Genomic DNA, 12280 nt, shown 5'->3' on the forward strand with positions numbered 1-12280 from the left:
GGCAGGGTCGAACCCGAAGGCGCGGCACAGGCACGGCGGCCTGCTGGCCAGCATCTGCTGGCTGTCCCCAGGCGTCCAACCCCCGACGCCCTGGAGCAGGCCCGCGGCAGCCCCTAGGGGCCCGCGAACAGCCGCCACAGCAGCGGCAGCAGCAGGGCGCTGGCGAGGGCGTTCAGCCCCATCGCCAGGCCGCTGAAGGCCCCTGCGACGATGTTCACCGACAGGGCGCGTGCCGTGCCGATCCCGTGCGAGGCGGTGCCGATGGCCAGCCCGCGGGCGCGCCAGTCCTTCACCCCGGCGAGGTCGAGCACCAGCGGCCCCAGGGCGGCACCGACGATGCCGGAGAGGATCACCACCGTCGCCGTCAGGGCCGGCAGCCCGCCCAGCCGCTCGGAGATGCCCATGGCCACCGGCGTCGTCACCGAGCGCGGCGCGAGCGAGGCGGTGACCTCCGGCGAGGCGCCCAGGGCGAGGGCGATGCCGATCCCCGCGGCCGAGGCGAAGAGCCCGCCGCCGCAGACCGCCAGCACCGCCGCCGGGAAGGAACTGCGCACGGCGCTCCACTGCCGGTGCAGCGGCACCGCCAGGGCGACGGTGGCCGGGCCCAGCAGGAAGTGGACGAACTGCGCGCCCTGGAAATAGGCCCGGTACTCCACCCCGCCCAGCAGCAGCCCGCCGGCCAGCAGGGCCACGGCGAAGAGCACGGGATTGGCCAGCGGATGGCGCCCCAGCCGCCGTTGCAGCCGAAGCGCGCCGAGCCAGGCGGCAAGGGTCACCGTCAGCGCCGCCAGCGGCTCCCGCGCCAGATAGACCCAGATCTCGGTCAGCTCGCCGCCCACGGCGTCAGCCCAGCCGGCGCAGCAGGGCCTGGGCGAGCCGCCCGGTGACGGCGATCGCCAGCAGCGTCCCCGCCAGGATGGCCAGGCTGATCGGCGCCCATTCCCGGGCCAGCAGCGGCAGGTAGAGCACCACGCCGACCCCGGCCGGGATGAAGAGCAGGCCGAGGTTGCCCAGCAGCGCATCCGCCACCTGGCCCAGCGCCTGGGGCGGGGGCCGCTCCTCGCCGTGGCGCAGCAGCAGCCAGGCGAAGAGCAGCACCATGCCGATCACCGGCCCCGGTACCGGCAAATGCAGCAGCCGCCCCAGGATCTCGCCCGCGAGCTGGCAGGCCAGAAGGCCCGTGATGGCTCCGATCATGTCGCGCTCTCCTTGCAGGTCCCGGCTCCCTTCCTGTAGCCGGCCGGCGGCAGCGGGGAAGAGGCCGCGATCCTGGCGCGGCGGCCCAGGCCGGGGCCGCGCCGCCCGGCGACGATGCGCCGGCCGCCGGCGGAGACGCCGGCCCCGTTGCTCCGATCCCGTGGGCACCGATCCCCTGGGCAGCCGCCCCCCGGGGGGGTCAGCCCCGTGGCGCCCTGTCCTGCAGCGGCAGCATGCGGTCCAGCAGCCCGTCGCGGCGCACCGCGACATGCCAGGCCGTGCCCAGGATGTGCAGGATCACCAGGCCATAGACCGCGAACTGCAGGGCGACGTGGATCCGGTTGCCGATGACCCCCAGCACGTCGTTGCGCGGCAGGCCGGGCAGGTCGAACAGGCGGAAGAAGGGCACGGGCTGGCCGTTCCCCGCCATCAGGTAGCCGGTGACCGGCATGGCCAGCAGCACGAGGTACAGCCCCCAGTGGGTGCCCCAGGCCAGCGCCCGCAGCACCGGCCCCTCGCCGGCCGGCCCGGGCGGCGGCGGGTGGGAGAGGCGCCAGGCGATCCGCGCGACCACCAGGAGGAACAGGGAGATGCCGCAGGATTCGTGCAGCAGGTACCAGAAGACCCGCACCGGCCCTTCCGGGAAGTTCTCCGCCACCCAGACGAAGGGCAGCAGCAGGAACAGCACCGCCGTGCTGACCCAGTGCAGCAGCTGCGCCACCCCCGAGTAGCGTGGGGCCGCCCCGGGAGCGCCCGCTGACACCATCGCCCTTCCTCCTCGCGCACCCCGGCCGCGCCGCGGCCTCTCGCCGGCCGGCCCCGCCCCTGATATGCGGTTCCGCCGCGATCCGGGGAGGGTGAATGGACAGGCCGTCGGTCAGCGTCCTCACCCCGGTGAAAGGACGCGAGCGGCATCTCCGCCGCCTCCTGGCCGGGCTGGCGCGCGGCACGCGGCGCCCGGACCGCGCCGTGGTGGTGGACATGGGCGAGGCGCCGCCGGCCCTGCCGCCCTGTCCCTTCCCCGTCACGCACCACCGCATGCCCTCGCCCGGCCTGCCGCTCGCCGCCGCGCGCAACGCCGCCGCCCGGCTGGCGGGCACGCCGCTGCTGGTCTTCCTGGACGTGGACTGCATCCCCGCCGCGAACCTGGTGGAGGCGCTGGCGGCCGCGGCCCAGGCCGAGGATGCGCTGGTCTGCTGCGAGATCCGCTACCTGCCCGCCGCCGCCCTGCCGCCGGAGGAGGACGCGCCCCTGCCGCCGGAGGCCGCGCTGCTGGCCGCCGGCCGGCCTCATCGCGACCGGCCCTTCCCCGCCTCGGGCCGGCGGGAGGAGGCGAATGCCGGGTTGTTCTGGTCCCTGGCCTTCGCCGTGCGCCGCGCCACCTTCGAGCGGATCGGCGGCTTCGACGAGTCCTTCACCGGCTACGGCGCCGAGGACACCGACCTGTCCTTCCGCGCCCGTGCCGCCGGGGTGCCGCTGCTCCTCACCGGCGACACCCGCGCCTTCCACCAGCACCACACGGTCCGCGACCCGCCGCTGCAGCACTTCGCCGACATCCTGGCCAATGCCCAGCGCTTCCGCGCGCGGCACGGGCTCTGGCCGATGGATGGATGGCTGCATGCCTTCGCCCGGATGGGGCTGATCGCCCCCCTCCCGGCCGAGGGCGCCAGGATCACCATCCTGCGTGCCCCGACCGAGGCGGAGCTGCGCGCGGCGATCTGCCCGCCGGACCGGGTGTACTGACCCGGGGCCCCGCCGTCACGGCGGCGGATCCTCCAGGCCGATGCAGCCGGAGCCGGCGGGAAGCTGGTTGGCCAGGGTGACGAAGACGCGGCGGAGGCTGTCGTCGCGCATCGGCGAGAGGCCGATGGTGCGGGTGCCCGCCCCGAGGCCGTGCAGGCAGTTGTGCTTGCGCTGGGAGATCAGCGTGTCCAGGCGGGCGATCAGGCCCTTGAGCCGGCGCGGCGTGACCTCGGCCGCCCAGAAGGGGCGCTCGGCCAACTGCGGGCAGAGGATCTCCCGGCCCGCCAGGAAGCGGGCGGCGAAGCGGCGGAAGCCGCTGCCGTCATCCTCCTCGGCCGAATCGACATGCAGGGTGGAGCAGACGGGCAGGACGGCGTGGCCGGGGAAGCGGGCCAGCAGGGCCTCCACGACCGCCGCATCGTGCTCGAGGCAGCGGCGCATCAGCGGGGTGTCGATGATGGACAGGCCGAGCAGCGGCCGGTCCCCGGGGAGCAGCGCATCGGCCAGGCCGAAATCGGGGGCGATGGCGCGCTCGGGGTAGCGGGTGACGCCAGGCAGCACCTCGAGCCCCCATTCGGCGACCATGTCCACCGAGCGGTGGTCGCGCACCGTGAAGGAGGCGAGGCCCTCCAGCACCTCGCGCACCACCGGCGCGGGCCAGCCGGGGCCGGGGGGGATGCGGGCGACGCCGATATTATGGACGTGCAGCTCGGCACCGGCGGCCAGGGCCTCGGCCATCCAGGGGAAGAAGGTCTCGACATCCGCCCGGGTGCCGATGCCGCCGCCGCCATAGACCACCCGCGCCGGTGCCAGGGCCCGCATCTCCGGCCCGTTCCGGAAGGTGCCGGCGAGGCCGGGGACGCAGCGGTGCGTCCACGCCGGCTGCACCGAGAAGGCGAAGGCCTCCGCCGCCGGGAATTCCCGCATGGCCTCGATCAGGCACAGCTCGTCGCCGAGGTTGCCGAAGCCGTAGGCGCCGATGAAGGCCGTCCGCATGGCCTGCCGGGGTGCCATCCGGGGCGTCGGCGCGCAAGCCCGGCCTACCCCTTCACCGCCCCCGCCGTGAGTCCCGCGATGACGTAGCGCTGCGCCGCGACCACCCCCAGCAGCACGGGCGCGAGCTGCAGCGTGGCGGCGGCGAAGAGGATGCCCCAGTCCACCCCTTCCACCGTGCTCAGCATCTCGCCGATGACGAGGGGCGAGGTGCGGGCGTCGCGCGTGGTGAAGACGAGGGCGAAGATGTACTCGTTCCAGGCATAGACCATCACGAAGAGCGAGGCGGCGATGGCGCCGTTCAGCACCAGCGGGAAGACCACCCGGCGCAGAATCTGCACAAGGGTGGCGCCGTCCACCAGCGCCGCCTCCTCCAGCTCGCGCGGCACCTGGTCGATGAAGGCGCGCATGATCCAGGTGCCGAGGCTGACGAAGAAGGCGGCGTAGAGCAGGATCAGCACGAGGTGCGTGTCGCTCAGACGCAGCCAGGAGAAGAGCGGGAAGAGCGGCAGCGTCACGACGATCGGCGGCAGCATCCGCACCACCACCATGAAGAAGGCCGAGCCGGTCAGCAGCCGCCCCGAATAGCGCGAATAGACGTAGCCGGCGCAGGTGGAGGCCACCACCGTCAGCGCCGTGGCGCCCAGCGTGACGATCAGGCTGTTCAGCATGTTGCCGAAGAAGGCGGGCCAGGTCTCCCACAGCCGCGCGTAGTTCTCGAAGGTGGGCGCGAAGACCAGACTGGGCGGGATGGCGAAGATGTCGCGCGGCGGCTTGAAGGAGGCGGCGACCACCATCGCGATCGGGAAGACCGACCAGACCACCGCCACCCCCGCGCCAAGCAGGCGCAGCAGCTTGCCGGGCCAGCGCGGCTCACGCATGGCGGAACATCCTCTGCCAGGCCTGGTACAGGTAGGGCATCGCGACCGCGAGGGAGAGGATCAGCATCGCGAGCCCGGTGGCCGAGGCGAGGCCGAACTCGTGGTAGCGGAAGGCGGCGCGGTAGAGGTAGACCGCCAGCACCTCCGTCATCCGCGCCGGCCCGCCCTCGGTCAGCAGCCAGACCTCGGAGAAGATGCGCATCGCCGTGATGTAGCGGAACAGCAGCGCCACCAGCAGCGAGGGCAGGATGAAGGGCAGCCGGACGTGCCAGAAGCACTGCCAGGCGCCCGCCCCGTCCACCGTCGCCGCCTCCATCTGGTCGCGCGGCACCGCCTGGAGCGCGGCGTAGAGGATCAGGAAGGTGAAGGGGGTGTGGATCCAGATGCTGAGGATCGCCGCCAGCGTCAGCGCGTCGAAGGGATCGGCCGACCAGTCGAGCTGGCCGAGGCCCAGGCTCGCCATCGTCCAGCTCACCATGCCGATGTCGGGCTCCAGCACGAAGCGCCACATCACCACCGCCGAGACCTCGTTGATCGCATAGGGCGCGATCAGCAGGGCGATCAGCAGGCGGCGGCAGGGCATCCAGCCGGAGAGCAGCAGGGCGAGGCCGAGGCCCAGCAGCATCTCGCCATAGACGACGGCATTGACCACCCAGAAGGTGTTCCAGGCGGCATGCCAGAACACGCCGTCGGCCAGCAGCGCGCGGAAGTTGGCGAGCCCGACGAAGGTCCAGTCCCCGGCGAAGGAGGCGCTGTGCAGGCTCATCCAGCCCACATAGATCGCCGGCAGCAGGATCAGCCCGAGCAGCAGAAGCTGCGCCGGGGCGAGCAGCGCGTACTGCGCCGCGCCGGGGCGGCCGGAGGCGGCGCCGCGCCGGCGCCTGGCGCGCGCCGGGGCGGGACGGGCGAGGGCGACGGCCGGCAGGGCTTCCGCCGCCTCCACCCCGGAGGGCGGGGTCATGCTGCGACCCCGCATCGCGGACGGCCGGTCATGCCTGCGTCAGGCCGGCAGCAGCGGCTCGATGCGCGCCTTGGCGGAGCGCATCGCGGCGGCAGGCTCCGAGGCGCCGAGCATGGCCTTCTGCACCTCCTCCATGAAGATATCCATCGCCCGCCCGACCTGGTCGAAGCCCGGCACCACCAGCTTCGCGATGGGCAGCACGCGGCGCTCCGCATCCGAATAGGGCGCGAGCTCCCGCACGCGCGGGTCGTCATAGGCGGACATGCGCACCGGCCCGTTGCCGTTGACCGCGGCGCGGATGGTGTTGTCGCGCGAGGAGATGGTGCGGATCAGCGACCAGGAGAGCTTCTTGTCCGGCGCGTTGCGCGGGATTCCCATGGCCCAGACGGAGGTCTTGGCCGGCACCAGCGCGCCCGGCTTCCCCGCGGCCGCGGCCAGCATCGGGATCGGCGTCACCGCGATCTGGCCGGGGTACTTGCTCTGGCGCGGGTCGTTGTAGTTCTCGAAGCGGCCATAGGGCTGGTTGGTTAGCGCCGCGCGGCCCTGCTGCATGGCGGTGATGACCTCCTCCGTCTTGAAGGTCATCATGTTCCGCGGCAGCACGCCGCGCTTGTACCAGTCCCGCAGCAGGGTGATCGCCTGGAGGGCGGCCGGCTGGTCGGCGACGAACTTGTAGTCGCCCGTGATGAAGTCGCCGCCATGGGCGCGGATGATGTCCATGATCCCCGAAGGGTCGTCCATCGAGGTGGCATAGCCCGCCACCCGCGTCCCGTCCGGGCGCGTGAAGGTCAGGCGCTCGGCGGCCTGGATCACCTCCTCGAAACTCTCCGGCACCTTGGCGACGCCGCGCTCCTCCAGCAGCGCCTTGTTGTAGAACAGCCCGTGCGTCGCGTGCCGGAAGGGCACGCCGATCCAGCGGCCCTGGTAGGTGTGCGCCGCGATCATCGAGGGCGAGATCTCGTCGATCGCCTCGATCGGCTCCGCCTCCATGTAGGGGCGCAGGTCCTCGAACAGGGGCGCGATGTGCGGGCCGCCGTAGCGTTCCAGCAGGAAGCCGACATCCACCTGGCCCTGGGCCAGCGCCGCCTCGCGGTAGAGGCGCTCGTGCACCGCCTCCACGCCGAAGGTCAGCCACTCGATCTCCCGCCCGCCATTCGCCTGGCGCCAGGCGGCGGTGGAATCGCCGCCCTTGGCGCCCGTCACGACGCGCTGGTGCACCGCGTGGCTCATGATCACCACGCGGCGTGGCGCCTGTGCGAGCGCCGGGCGCGCCAGCCCCGATGCCGCCGCGAGCAGGCCGGCGCCGCCGGCCAGGACATCCCGCCTGGTTCCCATCATCACCCTGTCCTCCCACCTTCCGGCGGCCCTGTTCGGCTCTGCCGGCACTCCCTTGGACGTCGGCGGCGCTATCCCGTGCCCGGCTCCAGCCGCAGCGGGTGGCGCTCGTAGATGTGCTGCCGGGCGGCGCCGATATGCGCCTGCATCTCCAGCCGGGCCCGCAGACCGTCCCGGGCGCGGATCGCCTCCAGGATGGAGCGGTGCTCCGCCGCGATCAGCCGGGCGCGCGCCAGCGGCTCGGCCAGGCCGAAATTGCGCACCTCCACCCGGGCGATGCCGATCAGGTTCGGCATCTGCTCCAGCGTGACGATGAAGAACTGGTTCTGGCTGGCCTGGGCCACGGCGCGGTGGAAGCGGAAGTTCATGTCGCCGGCGAGATCGGGCGCCCCCAGCGCCGGCAGCTCCTCCGCCTCGCGCAGCGCCGCCTCGATGCCCGCGAGCGTCTCCGGCGTGTGGCGCAGCGCGGCGAGGTGCGCGGCCTCGCCCTCCACGGCGATGCGGAAGTCGAAGTACTGCTCCACGTCGGCGACGCTGCGCAGCACGGGGAAGCGCAGGCTGCCCGGGTTGGGGCCGCGCAGCACGACGGTACCGGAGCCGCGCTGCGAGCTGACGTAGCCCTCCTCCCGCAGCCGCGCGAGCGCATCGCGCAGCACGGGGCGGGAGACGCCGAAGCGGCGGCACAGCTCGAACTCCGTGGGCAGCTTGCAGTCGCGCGGGAACTCGCCGTGCTCGATCAGCCGGCGGAGCTGCTCGCCCACGCGCTCGCCCAGGGTGGGGGAACGCTCCGTGGGAGAGCGCTCCGTGGGGGATCGCTCTGCGGACGCCTGATCCGCGGGCATCCGCTCCGCCGGGGCGCGCTCCGGCACGGCATCGGGCGCGGCGGCCGGGGCCGCCGCCTCCCGGGCCAGCCGGGCGGGCCCGCGCGCCATTCAGACCGGCCGCTCGCCGCGGGTGGTCAGCCGGTGCATGCGCCGCCGGCCCAGGCCGGTGAAGGCGTCGCGCCGGTGCATGGTGCAGCGGTTGTCCCAGATCACGAGGTCCCCCACGCGCCATTCCTGGGCCCATGTATGGCCCGGCTGGACGGCATAGGACCAGAGCTCCTCCACCAGTGCCTCGCTCTTCGCCAGCGGCAGGCCGGGGATGTAGGAGCCGAAGCGCCGGCCGAGGTAGAGCGCCTGGCGCCCGCTTTCCGGATGGGTGCGGATGATCGGGTGCTGCGGGCCCGGCATCTCCCGCACGTCGTCCGTCTCGATGTCCTGGTAGCCGGGGCGCTTGCCGCCCTGGGCGTTGTGGCTGGCCTGGTGCTTCAGCCGCAGCCGGGTCAGCCGGGCGCGCAGGTCCTGCGGCACCGCCTCCAGCGCCGCGTACATGTTGGTGAAGCTGGTGTTGCCCCCCGTGGGCGGCACCTCCCGCGCCAGCAGCATGGTCAGGGCGGAGGGCGTGTCGGTGAAGGCGAGGTCGGTGTGCCAGTGCAGCTCGCCGTCGCCATGCTCGCCGATCGGCTTGCCGTCCTCGGTGACGTTGGAGATCACGGTGACGTTCGGCGCGTCGCGCAGGTAGGTGGGGCGGCTGCGGGTGAAGTCGGGCGAGGGCAGCAGCTCGCCGAAGCGGGCACCGAACCGCTCGAAGGCCGGGTCGTCGATCGCCGTGCCGCGGATGCGGATGACAAGGTGGTCCAGCAGCGCCTGACGGATGATGGCCATGTCGGCCTCGCCCGGGTTGGCGACGTCGACGCCCAGGATGTCGGCTCCCAGCCCGCCGCCGGTCGGCTGGACATGCGCGCCGCTGCCCGTGCGGGCTTCCGCGAGGTTGGTGGACATTCTTGCCTCCCTTGACTTCCTTGCCAGGAGGTTGAGTGGTTCTGGACATATTTGTCAATTGACATCTGGCGAACGGCCAAGCCTGCCTACGCGGACGGCAGGGAAAGCCGGCTCGGCGCCGGGGCGTCGCGCGCTGCGCCATCCGGAAGGTCGCGCCCGCCCGGGCCTCCGCGCGCGCCAAGGCTGACCTGGGAGGCGCCGCCTCCGGCGCCTCGGCCTCCCTGGCAGCGGTTCAGGGAGCCGCCCGTGGCGGAGAGACGGGGACCGGGAAGGCGGAACTTTTCCCCGGTCGGCGGGAGCGCCCCGCTCAGCCCGCCTCGGCCAGTGCCGTCGCCGGATCCAGCCGCCCGTCGTAGAGCGCCCGCCCCACGATCACGCCCGCGATGTTCCCGGCTTCGCGCAGGGCGGTGATGTCCGCCATCCCGGCGACGCCACCGCTGGCGACGACGGGCGTGGTCAGCCGCGCGGCGAGCGCCGAGGTGGCGGCGACGTTCACGCCGCCCAGCATGCCGTCGCGGTCGATGTCCGTGTGGATGATCGCCGCCGCCCCGGCATCCTCGAAGCGCAGCGCGAGGTCGAGGGCGGTCATCTCCCCCGTCTCGGCCCAGCCCTCGGTGGCCACGCGGCCGTCGCGGGCGTCGATGCCGATGGCGACCTTGCCCGGATGGGCGCGGCAGGCGGCGCGGGCGAAGTCCGGGTCCTTGGCCGCCGCCGAGCCCAGGATGATGCGGCTCACCCCCTCGGCCAGCCAGGCTTCCAGCGTCGCCATGTCGCGCACCCCGCCGCCGAGCTGCACCGGCAGGGAGACGGCGGCCAGGATGGCGCGCACGGCGGCGGCGTTGGCGGGGCGGCCGGCGAAGGCGCCGTCCAGGTCCACCACGTGCAGCCAGCGGAAGCCCGCGGCCTGGAAGGCGGCGGCCTGGGCGCCGGGGTCGTCGGCATAGACGGTCGCCTGGTCCATCTCGCCGCGCTTCAGGCGCACCACCTGCCCGCCCTTGAGGTCGATGGCGGGGTAGAGGGTCAGGCTCACGGGCTTCCCTTTCCGCGCCGGGCGCGCGCCGGCCCCAGCAGCTTGTAGTAGTAGTGGCCGGGCACGGTGGCGCCGTCCACGCGGGCATAGGCGGGGTGGGTGCCCCAGCGCTCGTAGCCGCAGCCCTCGAACAGCGCGATGGCGGTCGTCTGCGTCGCGCGCACGTCGAGGTTCAGCACGCGGTGGCCCAGGGCGGCGGCGCGCTCCTCCACCCGCCGCACCAGCAGGCGGGCGAGGCCGTGGCCGCGCGCATAGGGCGCGACATAGGCGTGGGTGAGCTGCGCGCCCCAGGACTGCGCCTCGTTGTGGCGCGGCGGGCGGACGAGCTGGGCGCTGCCGACCGGGTGGCCGTCGAGGCGGGCGAGGAACAGCTCCCGCTCCGGCACCAGCAGCACGCCGCGGAAGTGGCGGGCCAGCGCGTCGCGGCCCTGGGGCGCGATCCAGCCGAAGCCGCCGCCCTCGATGATGGCTGCGTCCGTCGCCTCGCACAGCTCGGAGAGGTCGGGCTCCTCCAGGCTCTCGACCCGCTCCACGGAGAGCTCGTGGGCGGGGGCATGCAGGCCGCTCACGGCGACCAGCCCAGGAAGTTGGCGAGCATGCGCAGGCCGGTCGGGCCGCTCTTCTCCACGTGGAACTGGGTACCCGCCAGGTTGTCGCGGCCGACCACGGCGCAGACCGGCCCGCCGTAGCGCGCGGTGGCCAGGGTCTCGCCCGGCCGGCCGCCGCGCAGGGCGTAGGAGTGGACGAAATAGACGTGCTCGCCCGGGGCGAGGCCGGCCAGGATGGGGTGGCCGGGCGGCGTGAAGTCCAGCCCGTTCCAGCCCATCTGCGGCAGGGGCAGCGGGGTGCCGTCCTCCGCGCGCGGGTCCATCGGCGCGATCTCGCCGGCGATCCAGCCCAGGCCGGGGGTGGTGCCGTGCTCCAGCCCGCGCTCCGCCATCAGCTGCATGCCGACGCAGATGCCGAGGAAGGGGAGGGCACGCCGCTCCACCGCCTCGCGCAGCGCCGCCTCCATGCCCGGCAGCGCGTCGAGGCCCCGGCGCACGGCGGCGAAGGCGCCCTGGCCGGGCAGCACCACGCGGTCTGCGGCGGCGAGATCCTCGGCGCGGGTGGTCAGGCCGATCTCCGCATCGATCCCGGCCTCCCGCGCGGCGCGGTCGAAGGCGCGCCGCACGGAGGCCAGGTTGCCCGAGCCGGTGTCGATCACGGCGACCTTCATGCCGCGCGCTCCGCGAGGCGCAGCAGCGCCGCCTCCTCGTCTCGCGCCACCACCACGTCGCGCTCCGGCCAGCCGCGCCGGGCCAGCGTCCAGCGCTGCAGGTCGCGGCCGTGGAAGCCGACCAGCAGGGCGAGGGCCAGCGCCGCCCAGGGCTCGACGGGCTCGGGCAGCAGGGCGACGAGCCCGGCCAGCGCCAGCCAGCCGAGCAGCCCCCACCAGAGCCGCTTCGCCGCCAGCCAGAGCGGCGGGAACAGGAAGCCCCACCAGGCGAAGCCCTCCGGCACCAGCCGTGGCGCGGGGCCGGAGGCATCCGGCACGGTCGCCCAGGGTGAGCCGGCGATGGAGGCGGCGAGCGGCGCCGGCAGCGCCGGGGCGCCGGGCGCGTGGACGGTGAAGACCCGCATCACGCCTCCAGCACGCCCTTGGTCGAGGGGATGGCGTCCGCCGTGCGCGGGTCACGCTCCACCGCCTGCCGCAGCGCGCGCGCGACGGCCTTGAAGCAGCCCTCCGCGACGTGGTGCGCGTTGTGCCCGTGGCGCAGCATGACGTGCAGCGCCATCAGCCCGTTGGACGACAGGGCGCGGAAGAACTCCTCGAACAGCTCGGTGTCCATCTCCCCGATCTTGGGGCGCTGGAACTCGACCTGCCAGACCAGGAAGGCGCGCCCCGAAAGGTCGATCGCCGCCTCCGCCAGCGCCTCGTCCATCGGCACCACGGCGTGGCCGTAGCGGCGGATGCCGCGCTTCTCGCCCAGCGCCTGGCGCAGCGCCTGGCCCAGCACGATCCCCACATCCTCGGTGGTGTGGTGGAAGTCCACATGCAGGTCGCCCTTCGCCACCACGGTCAGGTCGAACAGCGCGTGCTTCGCCAGCGCGGTCAGCATGTGGTCGAGGAAGCCGATTCCCGTGTCGATCTCCGCCCGGCCGGTCCCGTCCAGGTCCAGGCGCAGGGAGATGTCGGTCTCGGCGGTCGCGCGCGCGATCTGGGCGGTGCGCGCGGGGGCGAGGAAGGCGGCGTTCATGGCGCCCCTTTAGACCCGCTCCGGGGACGCGGCCAGCCGGTTGCGGCGCCTCCGGCAGCCCGCGGGGCCGCTCATCC

At 73.8% G+C, this 12280-nt stretch carries 15 protein-coding genes; 1 reads left to right on the forward strand and 14 read right to left on the reverse strand.

Features of this window, described 5'->3' with window-relative positions:
* Nucleotides 1-113: 113 nt before the first annotated feature.
* From LPC08_RS23550 to LPC08_RS23560, 3 genes are all read right to left on the reverse strand, one after another.
* Complete coding sequence (locus tag LPC08_RS23550; protein WP_230450646.1) at nt 114-839, reverse strand: LrgB family protein; 726 nt, start codon at nt 837-839, stop codon at nt 114-116.
* A gap of 4 nt (nt 840-843) precedes the next feature.
* Nucleotides 844-1197 (reverse strand): CidA/LrgA family protein, encoded by a 354-nt coding sequence (locus tag LPC08_RS23555; protein WP_230450647.1) that lies wholly within the window; start codon nt 1195-1197, stop codon nt 844-846.
* Nucleotides 1198-1396: 199 nt separating this feature from the next.
* Nucleotides 1397-1963 (reverse strand): cytochrome b, encoded by a 567-nt coding sequence (locus LPC08_RS23560; protein WP_230450648.1) that lies wholly within the window; start codon nt 1961-1963, stop codon nt 1397-1399.
* 95 nt (nt 1964-2058) lie between these two features.
* Between LPC08_RS23560 and LPC08_RS23565 the strand changes: the two genes are divergently transcribed.
* The gene (locus LPC08_RS23565) at nt 2059-2940 is read left to right on the forward strand and encodes a glycosyltransferase family 2 protein (protein ID WP_230450649.1); all 882 of its coding nucleotides are present in this window, start codon (nt 2059-2061) and stop codon (nt 2938-2940) included.
* A gap of 15 nt (nt 2941-2955) precedes the next feature.
* Here the strand turns inward: LPC08_RS23565 and LPC08_RS23570 are convergent, their stop codons facing one another.
* The 11 genes from LPC08_RS23570 to hisB all read right to left on the reverse strand — a co-directional run bounded on the left by LPC08_RS23570 (nt 2956) and on the right by hisB (nt 12203).
* Nucleotides 2956-3936 carry a polysaccharide pyruvyl transferase family protein gene (locus LPC08_RS23570; RefSeq protein ID WP_230450650.1) on the reverse strand — a complete coding sequence of 327 codons (981 nt, stop codon included), beginning with the start codon at nt 3934-3936 and terminating at the stop codon, nt 2956-2958.
* Between the two features lie 44 nt (nt 3937-3980).
* Nucleotides 3981-4814, reverse strand: coding sequence for a carbohydrate ABC transporter permease (locus LPC08_RS23575; RefSeq protein ID WP_230450651.1), 834 nt, complete (start codon nt 4812-4814; stop codon nt 3981-3983).
* Nucleotides 4807-5775, reverse strand: coding sequence for a carbohydrate ABC transporter permease (locus LPC08_RS23580; protein WP_230450652.1), 969 nt, complete (start codon nt 5773-5775; stop codon nt 4807-4809). The genes LPC08_RS23575 and LPC08_RS23580 overlap by 8 nt, the downstream gene beginning before the upstream one ends.
* Nucleotides 5776-5814: 39 nt before the next feature.
* Nucleotides 5815-7113 carry an extracellular solute-binding protein gene (locus LPC08_RS23585; protein ID WP_230450653.1) on the reverse strand — a complete coding sequence of 433 codons (1299 nt, stop codon included), beginning with the start codon at nt 7111-7113 and terminating at the stop codon, nt 5815-5817.
* 68 nt (nt 7114-7181) lie between these two features.
* Nucleotides 7182-8042: a FadR/GntR family transcriptional regulator gene (locus LPC08_RS23590; RefSeq protein ID WP_230450654.1), complete on the reverse strand. Its 861-nt coding sequence runs from the start codon at nt 8040-8042 to the stop codon at nt 7182-7184.
* Entirely contained in the window at nt 8043-8933 is an 891-nt protein-coding gene (locus LPC08_RS23595) for a TauD/TfdA dioxygenase family protein (protein WP_230450655.1), read from the reverse strand.
* A gap of 307 nt (nt 8934-9240) precedes the next feature.
* The gene (gene hisA, locus LPC08_RS23600; RefSeq protein WP_441295821.1) at nt 9241-9963 is read right to left on the reverse strand and encodes a 1-(5-phosphoribosyl)-5-[(5-phosphoribosylamino)methylideneamino]imidazole-4-carboxamide isomerase; all 723 of its coding nucleotides are present in this window, start codon (nt 9961-9963) and stop codon (nt 9241-9243) included.
* Complete coding sequence (locus LPC08_RS23605; protein ID WP_230450656.1) at nt 9960-10532, reverse strand: GNAT family N-acetyltransferase; 573 nt, start codon at nt 10530-10532, stop codon at nt 9960-9962. Before LPC08_RS23605 ends, hisA begins: the two co-directional genes overlap by 4 nt.
* Nucleotides 10529-11182: an imidazole glycerol phosphate synthase subunit HisH gene (hisH, locus tag LPC08_RS23610; protein WP_230450657.1), complete on the reverse strand. Its 654-nt coding sequence runs from the start codon at nt 11180-11182 to the stop codon at nt 10529-10531. The genes LPC08_RS23605 and hisH overlap by 4 nt, the downstream gene beginning before the upstream one ends.
* Entirely contained in the window at nt 11179-11586 is a 408-nt protein-coding gene (locus LPC08_RS23615) for a DUF2628 domain-containing protein (protein WP_230450658.1), read from the reverse strand. Before LPC08_RS23615 ends, hisH begins: the two co-directional genes overlap by 4 nt.
* Nucleotides 11586-12203, reverse strand: coding sequence for an imidazoleglycerol-phosphate dehydratase HisB (gene hisB, locus LPC08_RS23620; protein WP_230450659.1), 618 nt, complete (start codon nt 12201-12203; stop codon nt 11586-11588). The genes LPC08_RS23615 and hisB overlap by 1 nt, the downstream gene beginning before the upstream one ends.
* Nucleotides 12204-12280 lie beyond the last annotated feature (77 nt).

The organism is Roseomonas sp. OT10 (assembly GCF_020991085.1).
GTDB classification, from domain to species: Bacteria; Pseudomonadota; Alphaproteobacteria; order Acetobacterales; family Acetobacteraceae; genus Roseomonas; species Roseomonas cutis.